This window comes from Marinobacter shunpengi (assembly GCF_045449695.1).
Classification (GTDB): domain Bacteria; phylum Pseudomonadota; class Gammaproteobacteria; order Pseudomonadales; family Oleiphilaceae; genus Marinobacter.
On record NZ_JBJJKZ010000002.1, the window covers coordinates 130075 to 147645 of the forward strand.

General features: G+C 60.7%; 15 protein-coding genes. 12 read left to right on the forward strand and 3 right to left on the reverse strand.

Annotation, left to right across the window (positions count from 1 at the left end; translation table 11 throughout):
- Nucleotides 1-12 precede the first annotated feature (12 nt).
- Both metK and ACJO2E_RS01025 read right to left on the reverse strand, forming a co-directional pair.
- Nucleotides 13-1203, reverse strand: coding sequence for a methionine adenosyltransferase (gene metK, locus ACJO2E_RS01020; protein ID WP_406961017.1), 1191 nt, complete (start codon nucleotides 1201-1203; stop codon nucleotides 13-15).
- A gap of 135 nt (nucleotides 1204-1338) precedes the next feature.
- Nucleotides 1339-2352: an ArsR/SmtB family transcription factor gene (locus tag ACJO2E_RS01025; protein ID WP_406961019.1), complete on the reverse strand. Its 1014-nt coding sequence runs from the start codon at nucleotides 2350-2352 to the stop codon at nucleotides 1339-1341.
- Between the two features lie 194 nt (nucleotides 2353-2546).
- On the opposite strand from ACJO2E_RS01025, the gene tkt reads away from it, so the two are divergent.
- The 4 genes from tkt (at nucleotide 2547) to fba (ending at nucleotide 8013) form a co-directional block, all read left to right on the forward strand.
- Nucleotides 2547-4547: a transketolase gene (gene tkt, locus ACJO2E_RS01030; RefSeq protein ID WP_406961021.1), complete on the forward strand. Its 2001-nt coding sequence runs from the start codon at nucleotides 2547-2549 to the stop codon at nucleotides 4545-4547.
- Nucleotides 4547-5572, forward strand: a complete 1026-nt coding sequence (gene gap, locus ACJO2E_RS01035) for a type I glyceraldehyde-3-phosphate dehydrogenase (RefSeq protein ID WP_406961023.1) — start codon at nucleotides 4547-4549, stop codon at nucleotides 5570-5572. Before tkt ends, gap begins: the two co-directional genes overlap by 1 nt.
- 38 nt (nucleotides 5573-5610) lie before the next feature.
- Nucleotides 5611-6771 carry a phosphoglycerate kinase gene (locus ACJO2E_RS01040; RefSeq protein ID WP_406961025.1) on the forward strand — a complete coding sequence of 387 codons (1161 nt, stop codon included), beginning with the start codon at nucleotides 5611-5613 and terminating at the stop codon, nucleotides 6769-6771.
- A gap of 177 nt (nucleotides 6772-6948) precedes the next feature.
- Complete coding sequence (fba, locus tag ACJO2E_RS01045; protein ID WP_406961027.1) at nucleotides 6949-8013, forward strand: class II fructose-bisphosphate aldolase; 1065 nt, start codon at nucleotides 6949-6951, stop codon at nucleotides 8011-8013.
- 30 nt (nucleotides 8014-8043) lie between these two features.
- On the opposite strand, the gene ACJO2E_RS01050 is transcribed toward fba, so the two are convergent.
- Nucleotides 8044-9099, reverse strand: coding sequence for a glycosyltransferase family 9 protein (locus tag ACJO2E_RS01050; protein ID WP_406961211.1), 1056 nt, complete (start codon nucleotides 9097-9099; stop codon nucleotides 8044-8046).
- 142 nt (nucleotides 9100-9241) lie between these two features.
- Here ACJO2E_RS01050 and ACJO2E_RS01055 point away from each other — a divergent pair, with 142 nt between their 5' ends.
- The 8 genes from ACJO2E_RS01055 (at nucleotide 9242) to ACJO2E_RS01090 (ending at nucleotide 17533) form a co-directional block, all read left to right on the forward strand.
- Nucleotides 9242-9952 carry a 3-deoxy-D-manno-octulosonic acid kinase gene (locus ACJO2E_RS01055; RefSeq protein WP_406961029.1) on the forward strand — a complete coding sequence of 237 codons (711 nt, stop codon included), beginning with the start codon at nucleotides 9242-9244 and terminating at the stop codon, nucleotides 9950-9952.
- The gene (locus ACJO2E_RS01060) at nucleotides 9949-11259 is read left to right on the forward strand and encodes an O-antigen ligase family protein (RefSeq protein WP_406961031.1); all 1311 of its coding nucleotides are present in this window, start codon (nucleotides 9949-9951) and stop codon (nucleotides 11257-11259) included. Before ACJO2E_RS01055 ends, ACJO2E_RS01060 begins: the two co-directional genes overlap by 4 nt.
- A gap of 52 nt (nucleotides 11260-11311) precedes the next feature.
- Nucleotides 11312-12004: an acylneuraminate cytidylyltransferase family protein gene (locus tag ACJO2E_RS01065; RefSeq protein ID WP_406961033.1), complete on the forward strand. Its 693-nt coding sequence runs from the start codon at nucleotides 11312-11314 to the stop codon at nucleotides 12002-12004.
- Nucleotides 12001-13614, forward strand: coding sequence for an aldolase catalytic domain-containing protein (locus tag ACJO2E_RS01070; RefSeq protein ID WP_406961035.1), 1614 nt, complete (start codon nucleotides 12001-12003; stop codon nucleotides 13612-13614). Before ACJO2E_RS01065 ends, ACJO2E_RS01070 begins: the two co-directional genes overlap by 4 nt.
- A gap of 38 nt (nucleotides 13615-13652) precedes the next feature.
- Nucleotides 13653-14921, forward strand: coding sequence for a hypothetical protein (locus ACJO2E_RS01075; RefSeq protein ID WP_406961037.1), 1269 nt, complete (start codon nucleotides 13653-13655; stop codon nucleotides 14919-14921).
- Nucleotides 14922-14991: 70 nt separating this feature from the next.
- Complete coding sequence (locus ACJO2E_RS01080) at nucleotides 14992-15729, forward strand: protein kinase family protein (protein WP_406961039.1); 738 nt, start codon at nucleotides 14992-14994, stop codon at nucleotides 15727-15729.
- Between the two features lie 24 nt (nucleotides 15730-15753).
- Complete coding sequence (locus tag ACJO2E_RS01085) at nucleotides 15754-16836, forward strand: glycosyltransferase (protein ID WP_406961041.1); 1083 nt, start codon at nucleotides 15754-15756, stop codon at nucleotides 16834-16836.
- A gap of 58 nt (nucleotides 16837-16894) precedes the next feature.
- Complete coding sequence (locus ACJO2E_RS01090; RefSeq protein WP_406961043.1) at nucleotides 16895-17533, forward strand: hypothetical protein; 639 nt, start codon at nucleotides 16895-16897, stop codon at nucleotides 17531-17533.
- Nucleotides 17534-17571: the final 38 nt, after the last annotated feature.

A 17571-nucleotide genomic window follows, 5' to 3' on the forward strand; every position in this document is an offset into this window, starting at 1 on the left:
AGACGCTTGGCGTCAGATTCCGGCTGCGTCTTTCAGTGCAGCCGCCCGGTCTGTCTTCTCCCAGGGAAATGCTGTAAAGGTCTTGCCACCCACGGTCATCTCGAACGGCTCGCGGCCGAAGTGGCCGTAGGCCGCGGTCTGCTGATACATCGGGTGCAGCAGGTCCAGCATGTTGGTGATGGCGTAGGGGCGCAGGTCGAAGTGCTCCCGAACCAGCTGGACAATCTTGTCGTCGCTGATTTTGCCCGTGCCGAAGGTGTTCAGGGAGATGGAGGTGGGCTGCGCCACGCCGATGGCGTAGGACACCTGGATCTCGCACTTGTCGGCCAGGCCGGCGGCGACGATGTTTTTGGCCACGTAGCGGCCGGCGTAGGCGGCGGAACGGTCCACCTTGGACGGGTCCTTGCCGGAGAAGGCGCCGCCGCCGTGGCGGGCCATGCCGCCGTAGGTGTCGACGATGATCTTGCGACCGGTCAGGCCACAGTCGCCCACGGGGCCGCCGATCACGAACTTGCCGGTGGGGTTGATGTGGAACTGGGTGTCGCTGTGCAGCAGTTCCGCCGGCAGCACGTTCTTGACGATCAGTTCCATCACGGCGTCCCTGAGGTCGGCCTGGGTGACATCCTCGTCGTGCTGGGTGGACAGCACCACAGCGTCGATACCGGTGACCTTGCCGTTCTCGTAGCGGCAGGTGACCTGGCTCTTGGCGTCCGGGCGCAGCCAGGGCAGCAGACCGCTCCTGCGGGCTTCCGCCTGGCGCTCCACCAGTCGATGGGCGTAGGTGATGGGGGCCGGCATCAGTACCTCGGTTTCGTTGCTGGCGTAGCCGAACATCAGGCCCTGGTCGCCGGCGCCCTGGTCTTCCGGTTTCTGGCGGTCCACACCCTGGGCAATGTCCACGGACTGTTTGCCGATGATGTTGATAATGCCGCAGGTATCGCCGTCATAGCCCACATCGGAGGAGGTGTAGCCGATGTCCTTGATCACGCCGCGGACCAGGTCTTCCAGGTCCACCCAGGCGCTGGTGGTGATCTCACCGCCAACGATGGCCACGCCGGTTTTCACCATGGTTTCGCAGGCGACGCGGGCGTGGGGGTCGTCGGTCAGGATGGCGTCCAGTACCGCATCGGAGATCTGGTCGGCCAGTTTGTCCGGATGGCCCTCGGAGACCGACTCGGATGTGAAGATGCTGTAGTCAGACATAGCACAGGCTCCTCTTGAGCTGGGTGGGCAGGTTCTGCCCTTTATCACAAATGACGATGTTGGGTTCCGGTTGTTAACCGATACGTTCTGCAATGGTAACGGATTTTATATCAAAATTTTTTGATATTCATTGTCTCATTGGGCCAGGTCGTCATGCCCGGGTTTCCGGTACTCCCGCACCTGCACCTGGAAGCCGTTGCGCAGGCCGATAAACATGGCTTCACCCGTCTCAAGGCCGGCATCGTTGGCCCAAGCGTTCAGTTCCTCGGGTTCGAAGCCCAGCCACAGGTCACCGCAGTTCTCCCGGGCCCAGTCCTGGTCGTGGCTGCGCAGGTCGCTGATGACCAGGTAGCCGCCGTCCGCCATCAGGTCACTGGCCTCAAGGAAAATATCCGCCGGGCTGGGGACGTGGTGGAGCACCATGTTGGCGACCACCAGGTCAAATCGCTCATCCCGGGGCAGCAGGGTGGCGGTGGTGCCCTCGACAAGCTCGACGTTCCCCAGCTTCTCGTCGGTACAGGTCTGCCTGGCCTTGCGTAGCATGTCCGCAGAATTGTCCACCGCCACAACGCGGGGGCATATACCGGCAATGACCGGCAGGAAGGCGCCTTCGCCGGGGCCGATTTCCAGTGCCGATTGCCATTGATGCCGTGCCGCCCGTCCGCGAATCAGTTCGGCGGTGGGCTCGGCGTACAGGTCGAAGGCGGCGATCAGTTCCTGCTGCTCCCGGAACTGTTCGGCATGGCGGGCAAAGAACGCCTGGGACTGATCCGCCCGCTGGTCGCGTATGGCTTCGATCTTCTCCTGCAGGTGGCCGGTTATCGGCATCTGATCAATAGTCCGGAAAATCTGGCGTACCGTGTCATCGATAAGGTTGGTGTTGCCGGCATCCAGGTGGAGGGGGCGACGGTAGAAAATCGCATTACCCTCCCGCTGGGGTTCCAGCAAACCGGCCTTGTTGAGCACCTTGAGATGATGGCTCATTCCGGACTGGCGTACCTCGAACAGCTGGCTCAGTTCCATGACTCCGAAGGTATCCCGGCGCAGCACCCGTAATATCTCCAGGCGCAGCGGATCGCCGCAGGCCTTGTAGAGCGGGGCGAGGGCGTTCAGGTCCTGGAGTGGCTGTGGGGTGTTGAGGCTGTTCATGGTGGCAAGTCTAGGGGGTGTTTAGCGTTTGATCAATATCTATATCAAAAAAAATTGATATACGGCTTCTTGTGCTTCGGATATCCACACCGGCGGAAGCGCGAAGCTGATTTGCTCCCATGGCCACTAATCGGCGAAAATACGCGCCTTTCTTTTTCCTCAATGTTTCCTGACCCAATACTGGAGAAACGTCAATGCCGTCCCGTAAAGATCTCGCCAACGCCATTCGCGCGCTGAGCATGGATGCGGTTCAGAAAGCCAAGTCCGGCCACCCGGGTGCGCCCATGGGAATGGCGGATATCGCCGAGGTGCTGTGGAACGATTACCTCAGCCACAACCCGGCCAACCCGCAGTGGGCCAACCGTGACCGCTTTGTGTTGTCCAACGGCCATGGCTCCATGCTGCAGTACTCGCTACTGCACCTGAGCGGGTATGACGTTTCCATTGACGACATCAAGAACTTCCGTCAGTTGCACTCCAGGACTCCGGGCCACCCGGAATATGGCTACACGCCGGGCGTTGAAACCACCACCGGACCGCTGGGTCAGGGCATTGCCAATGCCGTTGGCTTCGCGGTGGCCGAGAAGGCCCTGGCGGCTCAGTTCAACCGCCCCGGTCATAACGTCGTGGATCACTACACTTACGCCTTCCTGGGTGACGGCTGCCTGATGGAGGGCATTTCCCACGAGGTGGCATCCCTGGCTGGCACCCTGGGTCTGGGTAAACTGATCTTCTTCTACGACGACAATGGCATTTCCATCGACGGTGAGGTGGACGGCTGGTTCACCGACGATACTCCCAAGCGTTTCGAGTCCTATGGCTGGCAGGTGATCCCGGCGGTGGACGGCCACGATGCCGACGCCATCCGTGCAGCCATTGAAAGTGCCCGCGCCAACACCGAGCAGCCCACCATGATCTGCTGCAAGACCATCATCGGTTATGGCTCGCCCAATAAGCAGGGCACCGAGAGCTGCCACGGTGCGGCGCTGGGTGAGGACGAAATCCAGCTGACCCGTGAGAAGCTGGGCTGGAACCACGGCGCTTTCGAGGTACCCGACGACATCTATCAGGCCTGGAATGCCAAGGAGAAAGGCGCTGCCGCCCAGAAGGCTTGGGACGATGCCTTCGCCGCCTATGAAAAGGCCGAGCCGGAGCTGGCGGCCGAGCTGAAACGCCGCATGAACGGCGACCTGCCAGCGGACTTCGCGGACAAGGCCGATGCCTATATCCGTGAGTGCCAGGAGAAGGGCGAGACCATCGCCTCACGCAAGGCTTCCCAGAACACCCTGAACGCCTTCGGTCCGGCACTGCCGGAGCTGCTGGGAGGTTCTGCCGACCTGGCCGGGTCCAACCTGACCATCTGGAACGATAGCAAGCCTCTGACGAAAGACGACGCCAACGGCAACTACATCTATTACGGTGTCCGTGAATTCGGCATGGCCGCCATCATGAACGGCATCGCCCTGCACGGTGGTTTCGTGCCCTATGGCGCCACCTTCCTGATCTTCATGGAATACTGCCGTAACGCCGTGCGCATGGCGGCGCTGATGAAGCAGCGTTCCATTCTGGTGTTCACCCACGACTCCATTGGCCTGGGCGAGGACGGCCCCACGCACCAGCCCATTGAACAGCTCGCCAGCCTGCGCACCACACCGAATATGAGCACCTGGCGCCCGGCGGATACCGTGGAGACTGCGGTGGCCTGGAAGGCCGCGCTGGAGCGGACCGACGGCCCCACGGCGCTGGTATTCTCCCGTCAGGGCCTGCCCCATCAGGACCGGGACGACAAGCAACTGGCGAATGTCGCGAAGGGTGGGTACATCTTGTCCGACGACAAGGGCACCCCCGACCTGATCCTGATCGCCACCGGCTCCGAGGTCGGCCTGGCCCAGGATGCGGCGGGCAAGCTCCGGGAGCAGGGCCACAAGGTCCGCGTGGTCTCCATGCCCTCCACCGATGTGTTCGATGCCCAGAGCGCCCAGTACAAGCAGAAGGTGCTGCCCCTGGACGTCACCAACCGCATCGCCATCGAGGCAGCCATTGAGGACTACTGGTACAAGTACGTGGGTCTGGATGGCCGGGTGATTGGTATGAGCACCTTCGGTGAGTCGGCTCCGGCGGGCGACCTGTTCCGCGAGTTCGGCTTTACCGTCGACAATATCGTGGACACCGCTGTCGATCTGCTGGATAACTGATGACAAAAGGCGCCCCTGCACGTATTGCGATCAATGGCTATGGCCGTATCGGCCAGTGTGTGCTGCGCGCCCTGTATGAGAATGGCTACCGCCAGCAGTTCCAGGTGGTGGCCATCAACGAACTGGCGGACCTGGCGACCATCGCCCACCTGACCCGCTACGATTCGACCCATGGCCGCTTCCAGGGGGATGTTCGAACCGACGGTGATGCGCTGGTGGTCAATGGCGACCGTGTGGAGGTTCTCCGCAGTGCGGATCCGGCCGACCTGCCATGGGACCGGTTGGGGGTGGACCTGGTGCTGGAGTGCTCCGGCTCGTTCAGTGACCGGCTGACGGCGGAACAGCACCTGGTGTCCGGCGCGAGGCGGTTGCTCTTCTCCCAGCCAGCGGAGCCCGATGTGGACCGAACAGTGGTCTATGGGGTCAACGACAGAGACCTGACCCGGGAGGACCGCATCGTTTCGGCTGCGTCCTGTACCACGAACTGCCTGGTGCCGGTGATCAAGGTGCTGGACGATGCGCTCGGGGTGGAGCAGGGCAGTACCACCACGATCCATGCGGCGATGAATGACCAGCCGGTAATCGACGCCTATCACCATCAGGACCTGCGCCGTACTCGTAGCGCCCTGCACAACATCGTGCCCGTGAATACCGGCCTGGCCCGGGGTATCGAGCGCCTGCTGCCGCACCTGGAGGGGCGCTTCAACTCCGTAGCCATGCGGGTGCCCACCATGAACGTGTCCGCCATCGATATGGTGCTTAACGTGCGTGAAACCACCTCGGTGGAAGCTGTCAACGATGTACTGGCCAGGGCGGCCCGTGGGTCGCTTAAGGGCATCCTGGGTTACACCGACGAGCTGCTGGCCAGTTCCGATTTCAATCACGATGCCCATTCCGGCATTGTGGATGGCGGCCAGACCCGGGTGACCGGGGGTCGAATGGTGAAGGTGCTGTGCTGGTTCGACAACGAGTGGGGCTTTGCCAACCGCATGCTGGACGTGAGCCGGCGCTGGCTGAGCCTTTAAGTAATTAGCGACATAACCTGAAACAACGGAAACAGACTATGGCCATCAAGAAAATGACCGATCTGGATCTTGCCGGTAAGCGGGTGCTGATCCGGGAAGACCTGAACGTACCTGTCAGGGACGGCAAGGTGAGCAGCGACGCACGCATCCGTGCTTCCCTGCCCACCATCAAGGCGGCACGGGATGCCGGCGCCAAAGTCATGCTGATGTCCCACCTGGGCCGGCCGGAGGAAGGTGTCTATGACGAGGCCTCTTCCATGAAGCCGGTGGCGGAGCACCTGTCCGGCCTGCTGGGCCAGGAGGTTCGCCTGATCAAGGACTACCTGGACGGTGTCGACGTGGCCGCCGGCGAGGTGGTGCTGTTCGAGAACGTCCGTTTCAACAAGGGCGAGAAAAAGGACAACGAAGCGCTGTCGAAGCAGTACGCGGCTCTTTGTGATGTTTACGTGATGGACGCTTTCGGTACCGCACACCGGGCCCAGGCATCCACCCACGGGGTCGCGAAGTTCGCCCCCGAGGCCTGCGCCGGCCCGCTGCTGGCGGCGGAACTGGAAGCCCTGGGCAAGGCCCTGGGTAACCCGGCGAAGCCGGTAGTGGCCATCGTTGGCGGCTCCAAGGTGTCCACCAAGCTGGATGTGCTGAATGCCCTGGAAAAGGTCTGTGACCAGATCATCGTGGGTGGCGGCATTGCCAATACCTTCCTGGCGGCAGCTGGTCACCCGGTGGGTAAGTCCCTGTGTGAGCATGACCTGATCGATACCGCGAAAGAGATTGCCTCCCGCGTGGAGATTCCGCTGCCGGTGGACGTTGTAGTGGCTCCGGAGTTCGCCGAGAACGCCACCGCTACGGTGAAGAATATTTCCGATGTGACCGGCGACGACATGATCCTGGATGTTGGCCCGGAAACTGCTGGAGAATTTGCACAGCTTCTGAAGAATGCCAGAACCATCCTCTGGAATGGTCCGGTCGGTGTTTTCGAGTTTGATCAGTTCGGTAACGGCACCAAGGCCCTGGCCAGCGCCATCGCAGAGAGTGACGCCTTCTCGCTGGCCGGCGGTGGTGATACTGTCGCCGCAGTTGACAAGTATGGTGTGGCTGACAAGATCTCGTATATTTCCACCGGCGGTGGTGCTTTCCTGGAGTTTGTGGAAGGCAAGACGCTGCCAGCAGTAGCTGTATTGGAAGAGCGGGGAGCATAACTCCGTCGCCAGATCGCGAGGTGGGCGGGTAGTGCTTTCCGGGACCTTCAAAAACAGGGACGTTTTTGAAGAGCCTACAGGGACGTATTTACGGCGTGTCCCGGAAAGCACTACCCGCCTGCCGAAGCAGACTCCCAAGTCTGCCTCACCCAAATTTCGAGCAAGGAGAACAAACCCATGGCCCTGATTTCGATGCGGCAACTTCTGGATCATGCCGCCGAGCATGGTTACGGTGTACCCGCCTTTAACGTGAACAACCTGGAACAGATGCGCGCCATCATGGAAGCGGCGGACAAAACCGATTCCCCGGTGATCGTCCAGGCCTCCGCCGGTGCCCGCAAGTACGCCGGTGCCCCCTTCCTGCGCCACCTGATCCTGGCGGCGGTAGAGGAGTTTCCCCATATCCCGGTGGTGATGCACCAGGACCATGGCACCAGCCCGGCCGTGTGCCAGCGCTCCATCCAGCTGGGCTTCAGCTCCGTGATGATGGATGGCTCCCTGGGTGAAGATGGCAAGACGCCCACCGAGTACGACTACAACGTGGATGTTACCCGCCGTACCGTCGACATGGCCCACGCCTGCGGCGTGTCCGTGGAAGGCGAGCTGGGTTGCCTGGGATCCCTGGAAACCGGTCAGGCCGGTGAAGAGGACGGCATCGGTGCCGAAGGCACGCTGGATCACAGTCAGATGCTGACCGATCCGGAAGAAGCGGCGGATTTCGTCAAGAAGACCCACGTGGACGCCCTGGCCATCGCCATCGGTACCAGCCACGGGGCTTACAAGTTCACCCGCCCGCCCACCGGTGACATCCTCGCCATCGAGCAGATCAAGGCGATCCACGCCCGTATCCCGGATACCCACCTGGTCATGCACGGTTCCAGCTCTGTGCCCCAGGACTGGCTGGAGATCATCAACCAGTATGGCGGCGAGATTCCGGAAACCTACGGTGTACCGGTTGAGGAAATCGTGGAAGGCATCAAGCACGGTGTACGCAAGGTCAATATCGATACCGACCTTCGTCTGGCCAGCACCGGCGCGGTGCGTCGCTTCCTGGCCCAGAACCCGGCCGAGTTCGATCCCCGGAAGTTCCTGAAGGAAACCATGAAGGCCATGACTGAAGTCTGCGTGGCGCGTTATGAGGCCTTCGGTACCGCCGGCAATGCCAGCAAGATCAAGCCGATCAACCTGGAGCGGATGTTCGAGCGTTATGAGGCTGGCGAGCTGGACCCGAAGGTCAAGTAAGCCACCCGGCAGGCAACCGAAAGCCCCTGGTCACTCTTGTGGCGAGGGGCTTTTTTCGTTCCGGGCGGCCATCCATCGGTCCAGCATGGTCGTGGCGTCGTCCACGGTAATCAGTTCCATGGCACCCTCGAACTCCGCCTTGGCGCCCCAGCGGGCCTCATCCACGGTCTTGCCGGTGAATTTCCGGAGGGCTTCCGGGTAGCGGTTCACGCACCACTGCAGGGAATTGTAGGGACCGGAACGGTCAGGATTGCTGGCGGCGAAGAGCCCCAGCACATCCGTGCCCATGGCGCTGGCAATGTGGGCAGGGCCGGTATCGGGGGCGACCACCAGGTCGGCACCGGCGAGCAGGGCAGTGAGCTGCTTGAGGGTATCCTTGCCACAGATATTGAGGGCACTTTCCTTCATGGCCTGCTCAATGGCGGTGCAGTATTCCGCTTCGAAGGGGGCAGGGCTGCCCACCAGGATGACCTTCATGCCGTGTTCCCGGATGGCGTGGTCAGCCAGTTGCGCATAGCGCTCAGCGGGCCAGTTGCGCAGGATATGGCTGGCACAGGGGCTGATCACCAGGTTGCGGCGGTCGTTGGCCAGGTGGTTTCGGGCAAAGTCGTGGTTCCCCTCGTCCAGCGGTATCTCCCAGCGGGGTGGAGCCGCTGCCAGGCCCAGCGGCTCCAGGTAGCTGGCCAGGCAGTCGCGGACGTGCTGTTGTGGCGCCGGGGCAATGCGACGGTTGATGAACAGGCTGTGCAGGTCCTTGCTGCGGGCCTTGTCATAGCCGATTCTCAGCTTTGCCGGTATCACGGCAGCGGCCAGGTTGGCCCGGAAGGCGACCTGCATATGGAGCAGGGCATCGAACCGACGTCCCTTCAGCTTCTGGTGCAGGTCACGGTAGCCTTTCCAGCCGGCTTTTTTGTCAAAGATAATGAATTCGACGCCGGGCAGGTCGCCCACCAGTTTGGCCTCAATCTTGCCAATGACCCAGGTGATCTTCACGCCGGGTACCTGTTCCTGAAGGCTGAGAACCACCGGTACGACGTGGGTGACATCCCCGATGGCGGAAAGGCGGAGTATACAGATAGAGTTGATCAATGCCGGTCCTGAGCATGTTTCTGAGTCGGTTTGCTGGAGCGCCTGGCGCGGGTCTTGCTAAACTTGCGCCCATTCTAGCCCACTCCGCCGCCCGGCGTCTTTACGGGGCGTCGGATAGGGCCGTTTACAGGTTTGATAGATGCTTGTCGTGAACCCTGCCTACAAGGCCATTACAGAAGACTGGTTTGATCCGGAGTACTGGGGGTGGAATGCCCGTCCGGTATCGACCGGAGGCCGGGGCAGTGCCTGGTTTGTGGATTCCGATCAGGGTGGCATGGTTCTGCGGCACTACCGTCGAGGCGGTCTTGTGGCCCGTCTGTCCGAGAAGAGCTATATCTACCTTGGGCACGATCGTACCCGGTCCTTTCGGGAATTCCATTTGCTGAAGGCTTTGTACGACCGTGGCCTGCCGGTACCGGAACCGGTGGCCGCATGGTCGAAGACCCATAACGGGGTCTGTTATCGAGCCTCCATCATCATCCGTCGTATTGATGGCGCCGAGCCCTGGCCGGAGGTGGTCCGTCTGGATGACGAGGGCCTCTGGCATCGAATCGGTGGAATGATCCGCCGCTTTCACGATGCCGGCCTGGACCATGTTGACCTGAACTGCGACAACATCCTGGTGGCGGGGGATGACGTGTATCTCATTGATCTGGATCGGTGTCGATTGAGGCCCGGAACAGCAGGCGGACAATGGCAGCGGGCAAATCTTCGGAGGCTGTGGCGTTCCGTCGTCAAGCGGATGTCGAAGTTTACAGAAACACAACGTGATAGCCTGTGGGAATGCCTGATGGCGGGGTATCATAAACATCCGCTATCAGGCCCTGAGTCAGGAAACACCGTTCTATGATGAGGTACCCGGAATCCATGGCACTACCGGAGGTTGAAAGCAGGAGTAACCGATTCCTGTCATGGATGGCGGTCTTTGCAATTGGTTCGTTCTTTATTGGCTATGTGGTAACGCCGTGGGCCTATGATTTTGGTCCGGCGTTTCTGTTGGCTCTCACGTTTCTGAGCCTGGGGTTTCAGTGGGGGCAGGTCAGGGATCGGCTTGATGGTGAAAGCCTGAGGTTCCTTGGAGCACTGGGATTCTATTTCGTTTCCCAGGTGCTGATTCTTCTGTTCCATGGAGAAGATCTCTCGGAGTTTGATCTGTCCTTCCGTTACCTGGCTGCTGGTCTGGTACTGCTGTTTCTCCTGGTAAATCCCATCAGTGCAGCCCAGCTCTTTCTGTTCGTCGGCATTGGTGGGCTGGTGACGGGGGCATATGCCCTATACTCGGCCAGCGTCCAGGATACTTTGCGTCTGCAGACGTTTGATAACCCCATCCACTTTGGCAATGGTGCGCTGGCGTTGTCCTGTCTGTGTCTGGCGGGTCTGATCTGGGGGCTGAGAGAGCGACGGGGAGCATTGTGGGTAGCGTTGATGGCCGTGGGGCTCGCCGGTGGAGTCGTGGCTTCGTTGCTCTCGGGTACTCGTAGTGGCTGGGTGGCGTTCCCAGTGCTGGTGGTGTTGCTGTTTATTGTGTACCGGGACCGGTTCTCGTCAAGGTGGCGGTGGTTGCCCTGGTGTGTCCTGGTAACGGTGTTATTGCCGGCCTGCTTTGCCCAGGTGGATGTCGTTGAAATGCGTATGGTGACCGCCGGCGAACAGTTCACCCGTTATTTTGAGGACGGGGTCAGTGGTACCTCCGTAGGACTGCGTCTGGACATGTACAAGGCAGGCCTGACGGCATTCAGTGAGAATCCTCTGGTCGGTATCGGACCGACGGGCACGGAAGTTACAATCGACGGACTTGTGCAAGCCGGGGATATTCATCCCAGAGTGGACAGGTTCAGGCATCTGCATAACCAGTATATTGACAATATGGCCCGGTATGGCCTCTTTGGCCTGGTGGGATACCTGGTGTTGCTGCTGATACCCTTCACCCTGTTTCTGGCAAAGACCCGTTCCAGTCTCCCCTCGGTCAGAGCTCTTGGTCTGGCGGGTGTGCTTTTTGTGGGCCTCCACGGTGTTGTTAATCTGACCCAGAGCATGCTCGAGCGTAATATCGGGGTAATGATGTTTGCGTTTGTTGTGGTGTTCCTCTGGGCTGCGTTGAAACGGGAAGAACGGATTGCGGATGAGAGCGATTCGCCGGTGACGGTCGCGGACTGATTTTTCAGCTGCCACTGGCAACCAGAACCCAACGGGAGTTAGAGTTTTGGCAATGACATGTTTTTTGCCCTGTCGCAAAGGCAGTGAGAGGGTGCCCAAAAAGAACATCCGGCCGATTGCGGGTTACCAATACGGTCTGCTGGAGATCAAACTGAACCAGCTGTTATCCAGCCGGCGGATTGACCATATCATCCTGTCCACCAACGACCCGGATGTGATTGCCTACGCCCGTTCCGTCGACAGCCCCAGGCTTGAGATCCGTACCCGGGCCGATGAACTGGCGTCAAGCAGCACCAGTACCGACCAGCTTATTGAATATGCCGGAACCCAGGTGGAGCAGGGCGATCTGCTGTGGACCCACGTTACCTCCCCGTTTCTGACGGCCCGGCATTACGATGACATGATTGAGGCGTACCTGACGAAGCGTGAAGAGGGCTATGATTCCCTCATGTCCGTTAACGAACTGCGCGGATTCCTCTGGAATGACGCCGGGCCTATCAACTATGACCGTCGTGTGGAAAAGTGGCCCCGTACCCAGACGCTGGAGCCGCTCTATGAAATCAACAGTGCGGTATTCCTGGCGCCCGTGGAGATTTACCGGACCCGTAACGACAGGATCGGCGCCACGCCATACAAGTACGTGCTGGACAAGATCCAGGGTTTTGATATTGATTGGGAAGACGACTTCCTGATGGCTGAGGCGATGCTGGCGGCCGGTGTCGGAAAAACCGGGATTGAGACATGAGCAACGAAAAGCTGACATTCCTGGACTGTACCCTTCGGGATGGTGGGTATTACAACGACTGGGACTTTGAGCCCGGTCTGGTGGAACGCTACCTGGATGCCATGTCGTCGGCGGGTGTCGACGTGATCGAAATGGGGTTGCGTACCCTCCGCCAGGAGGGTTTCCGGGGGGCCTATGCCTATACCTCGGATGAATTCCTGTCGGGGCTGCCGGTTCCCGAGTCCGTCAACGTTGGCGTAATGGTCAACGCCTCAGAACTGGTGGGGCAGGGGGATATCGCCCAGCGCCTGTCGCCACTGTTCCCGGCGGCCTGCCAGGATTCCCCCGTGGACCTTGTCCGCATCGCCTGCCATGTCCATGAATTTGAGGAGGCCCTCGAAGCCAGTCACTGGCTCAAGGACCGGGGCTACCGTGTAGGCTTTAACCTGATGCAGATCGCTGACCGCAGCCAGGCCGAGGTTGAAGCCCTGGCCCGGGCTGCCGCCAGCTACCCCCTCGATGTCCTCTACTTTGCCGACAGCATGGGCAGTATGGACCCGGAGCAGACGGGCCGCATCGTGACCTGGTTACGCAACCACTGGCATGGTGCGCTGGGCATCCACACCCATGACAACCTGGGTATGGCGCTGCAGAACACGCTTGCAGCCCTGGAAAACGGGGTGACCTGGGCCGATGCCACGGTGACCGGGATGGGCCGTGGGCCCGGTAACGCCAGGACCGAGGAGTTGGCCATTGAGGTCGCCCATCGCCGGCGCGAACCGGTTTCCCTGGTGCCGTTGATGAAGGTGGTACGGCAGGACTTCCGGCCGATGCAGGAGCGCTTTGGCTGGGGCACCAACCCCTTCTACTACCTGGCGGGGAAGTACGGCATCCACCCCACCTATATCCAGGAAATGCTCGGGGATTCCCGCTACAGTGAAGAGGATGTGCTGGCGGTGATAGAGCACCTGCGTATCAATGGCGGCAAGAAGTTCAGTTTCGACACCCTGGATACCGCCCGGCACTTTTATGGCACCAGTCGCGGTGGCACCTGGAGTCCCAGCGAACGGCTGAAAGACCGGGAAGTGATGCTGCTGGGCACGGGGCCTGGCGTTGCCCGGTACCGGAATGCCATCGAGAGTTATATCCGCCGGTATCAGCCGGTCGTGATAGCGCTGAATACCCAGGCCGAGGTTTCCTCGGAACTGATCGACCTGAGGGTCGCCTGTCACCCTGTTCGCCTGCTGGCCGATTGCCAGGCCCATACCGCGCTCCCCCAGCCCCTGATCACGCCCTGGTCGGTACTGACGGATGACCTCAGGCAGGCACTGTCGGGCAAGGATATCCTGGATTTCGGACTCTGGGTCGAGCAGGGCACCTTCGAGTTTGACAAAACGTCGTGTACATTGCCCACCTCCCTCGTGGTCGCCTATGCCCTGGCCATCACGGCCAGTGGTGATGCATCCCGGGTGCTGATGGCCGGATTTGATGGTTACAGCGCGGACGATCCCCGGACCCAGGAAATGAGGGAGCTGCTGGCCCAGTACACCAATACCCCCGGGGCCCGGGAGTTGCTGGCGGTCACGCCTACCCGCCACGAGTTGCCGGTCCGGTCCATCTTCTCCATGTGACAGCCCTGACGGCTGAGCAACGACGGGTTTCACGACGCATGCTACATCGACTTCTCTACCGCAGAAAACGGCGCGACCGCTGGTGGCGTTTTCTGGTATTGAAGGATGCCTATATTCGGGACGAAAACGGGCCGGCGCTGACTTCTGGCCAGCATGGTGGCTTACCGTGGGCATTCAAACGCTTCGGCTATCCGGTGCCACCTTCGCTGTCCAGCTTCTGGACCGTACTGGTCTCAAGAGGGGCTGCCCGGTGTCCCGAGCTGACTCGTGAACACCTGGAGGACCTCCAGTCCAGGGCCTGGGAGCTGGACCCGGAGGAGCTACCCTTCATGGGTTGGCTTGACCTTTTTCGGCTGTGCATCGGAATCGGTTTCTTCGAGACCGCACGGATTCTGAGGGAGAAAGGGCTCGACCGGGCGCTTGTCGATGCCGGGGCCGCCACCGCCGGTCTCAGCCAGGTGACGCTGGCGTGTTATGCGGAGGTGGAGCGAGAGCGGTTCGACGAGGCCCGATCAATGCTTGAGCGGATGGCCTCCCTTGGATGCGGCCCGCGTCGGCTGGAACAGGCCCGGTGGACTGTTTCCCTGATGTCCGGTGGAAAGATCGATCCCGACGCGACAGGCGTTTGGGCATCCTCCGCAGATCCGGCTTTCGGGGATACCATCGCCGGCAAGCGCGTGGCGCTGGTGGGGCCCGTTGCCACCGAGGTTATCCACGGTAGTGAGATTGACCAACACGACGTCGTGGTGAAGTTCGGGTATCGGGGTGGAAACCAGGGGCGCGATCCGCGTACACAGGGTGAGCGGATCGACATTGCGTACTACAACAACACCCAGGCCAAGGCCCTTTCCAGATCCGATTATGAGGCCGTCATCTCCACACTTCGTTGGGGGGTGTTCAATAACCGCAAGGGCTCGTCCTTTTTTCCCGACACTTTGCCAAACCTTCGACTTCTGACCTCTTTGCAGTGGTTCCTGCCTGACACTCATCTCAATGCAGGCCCCAACGCCGTGATCGACATGCTCAGGTTCGGGCCCGGGGAGATTCGAATCTTTAACACGGATATGATGCTGTCCTCCGGCCGGTTTGCCGGGTATCGGCAGCCCAATGACAAGCCAACGGATTACACCCGCTCCTTCATCAAGACCCACGACCCCATCCTCCAGTACCAAATCATGCGGCGGTTGTGGAGCTGCGGCTACATTAAGGGGGATGACCGGTTTGAAGAAGTCATGGCCATGGGCCTGAGTGGCTACCTTGAAGAACTCCAGAAAGCCTACGGAGCGGACACCTGTGCACTGTTCTGAAGGAAGGGAGGGCATCATGTGTGGTCATGCCACGCCGTGCCGGCGGTTCCTCCGGGGATGGCCATGAACAATGGCTGAGTCTTACCATCAAGAACCGTGGTATCTGCTGTCATCCCTGGACAGGGCTGCCAGCATTGAGTTGATGGAGGCGGTCCTGGCCGGGGGTGTGGAGCGGGAGCAGGTGTTCCGCGACAACTGGCGGACCCTCAGTGCCCAGGTCCGCTTTCATGACCAGTCGCTGCTGCTCAAGGTGCCCCGTGCCCGTAATGGTCGTCGTTGGGAGCGTTTGCTGACCTGGTTCCGGGGCAGTGACGCGGTACGGTCCTTTCGTCATCTGGAGCTGATGGCCCGCATGGGCTTTGAAGTGCCAGCGCCCGTGCTGGCGTGCGAGCGGCGCCAGGGCGGGTTCGTCACGGATTCCTTCCTGTGCTATCGCTTCGTGGAGGGACGTCGGGCGGGAGCGGACGATGCGCCGCAGGTATTGGCGGCGTTAAGGGATCTGCACCAAAAGGGCTATCTCCGTACCGACGCCCAGATCGCCAACTTCCTGGTCTCTGGTAACAAAATCGTCTTTATCGATTTCCGGCTGAAGAAACCCCGGTTTCTGCCCGCCCTGCAGAAGGCCCGGGAACTGGACCGGTTTATCCGCAGTTGTCCGGAAGCCCGGACCTCCCTGACACCGGGTGAGGCATCGTCCCGGTGGCTGTGGCTGGCCAGCCGGCTGGAGGACGCCGGCTTTGCGGTCAGGCGCTTCAAGCGGCAGTTCCGGGATCGTAGAAAGCAGCGAAAGACGGGGCAGGACCGGTGAAAACAGTAGGGGTGTGAGTCAATCATGAAAAAGGCGGTGCTGTTCTGCCCCTCCAAGGTCTGGGGCGGAATCGAGAAGAATGTACGCCTCCGGGCCCGGTTCCTGGGGGAGGGCGGGGTGCAGGTCACTGTCATCCTGCTGAAGGGGTTCTTTGCGGAGCGATTTGAAGGGCTTGAGAACGTCTCGGTGATCGAGGTGCCCTCCCGGGGTGGCGATTTCAATCTCGCGGTGGTAGCCAACTACGTGAGGATTCTCCGTCGCCTTCGCCCCGATGTGGTCTTCGCGGCCCTGAAGAAGGACTGGTGGCTGGTGTCCCTGTCCGCCAGGCTGGCTGGCGTGGAGCGGGTCATCCTGTACCTGGGCATTGCCCGCCGGGTGAAAAGCCCGCTCAAGTACTTCGCCATATTCCGGTGGATGAACGCCATCCTGATGGTTAACAGTGACTCTCTGAAACAGGAGATGCTGAAGCACCCCCGGTTTTTTGACGAGAGCAACGTCGTCCGTGTCTATAACGGTTTCAGCCAGCCTGTGGAAGCACCGGAAGGGCTGGATTTCCGGGCCATGTTCGGCTTACCGGAAGACGCTGTTATTGTCGGATGTGCCGGTCGTTTCAGCCCCATGAAGGGCTTCGACCAGTTGCCTGACGTGCTGGCCCGTCTGCCGGACAATGTGCATGTGGTGCACGCTGGCGAGGGCGAGTTTGAGCAGGAAATCAAATCCGCCATCCAGGCCCGGCCGGAGTCCTCCCGCATTCACTTTCTCGGCTACCGGCAGGACATGGAGCGGTTCTTCGCGGGTATCGACCTGTTCCTGCTGTGTTCCCGGAATGAGGGCATGGCGAATGTCCTCAACGAGGCCATGAGCCATGGCAAGCCAGTGGTGTCCACCCGCGTGCCGGGCAGTGAGGAGCTGTTGGGGCAGGGCCGATACGGGGTCCTGGTGGACGTGGATGATGTTGATGCCATGGCTGAAGGTGTTCGTGCACTGATGACCGGAGACAGGCGGTTTGATGCGAGAGAGCTCCGGCAATGGATCGACACTGAGTTTGGTATGCACCGGATGGTGGAAGAAACCAATCGACTATTCTTTGACACACCAATGACATGAGCCAGAGGACCGGTTTCCGGCTCGGGGTTCGTCTGACTGACCAGTTAAAGGCTTTGCTTTGGCGCTAAAATATCAACTCAGGGCTTTCTGGATCGATGGCTACAATCGCCTGAAATACGGTCCGGAAGCGCCCCGCTATGCCGAACGGATATGGGTTCGACCCTCCGAGTGCAGGCGATACATCGAGGCCCGGGACCTCACCGACCGCCTGGGAGGCAAAGTCCGCCAGATGTCCGGAAAAGTCGTCGCCGACTGGCCTCGGGACCTGGAACAACCCTTTGAAAACCATCCCAAGCTTACCTATTGCTGGGCCCACTGGTGCGACGGCAAGGACTGGCAGGAAGCCGGCGCCATCGATTTCCTGCTGGGGAAGATCGCCATATCGCCTACCGGGATTACCGACCAGTGCCGCACTCCGGAGGAAGTCTGGAACCGCTACCGCACCCTCGACCTGATCTGGGACGACGTAAAGGCCCAGGGCCGTTTCCCGACCCGTCAGGATCTTGATCCGGACAACTACCGTGAGGTGGGCGGTATCCTGGTCCATATCGGGCCCGGTGGTGAGCCCGTATTCTCCGGCGCCGGCTGCCACCGCTTTGCCATGGCCATGTTGCTGGATGCCCCGTTCCCGGCGCAGATCGGTTGCGTGCATCCGTCGGCCCTGGAAAAGCTGTCACGGTTCCGTTCACCCGGGTAAAGTATGGCTTCGATAAATGGCAGGACCGTTTCACAGGG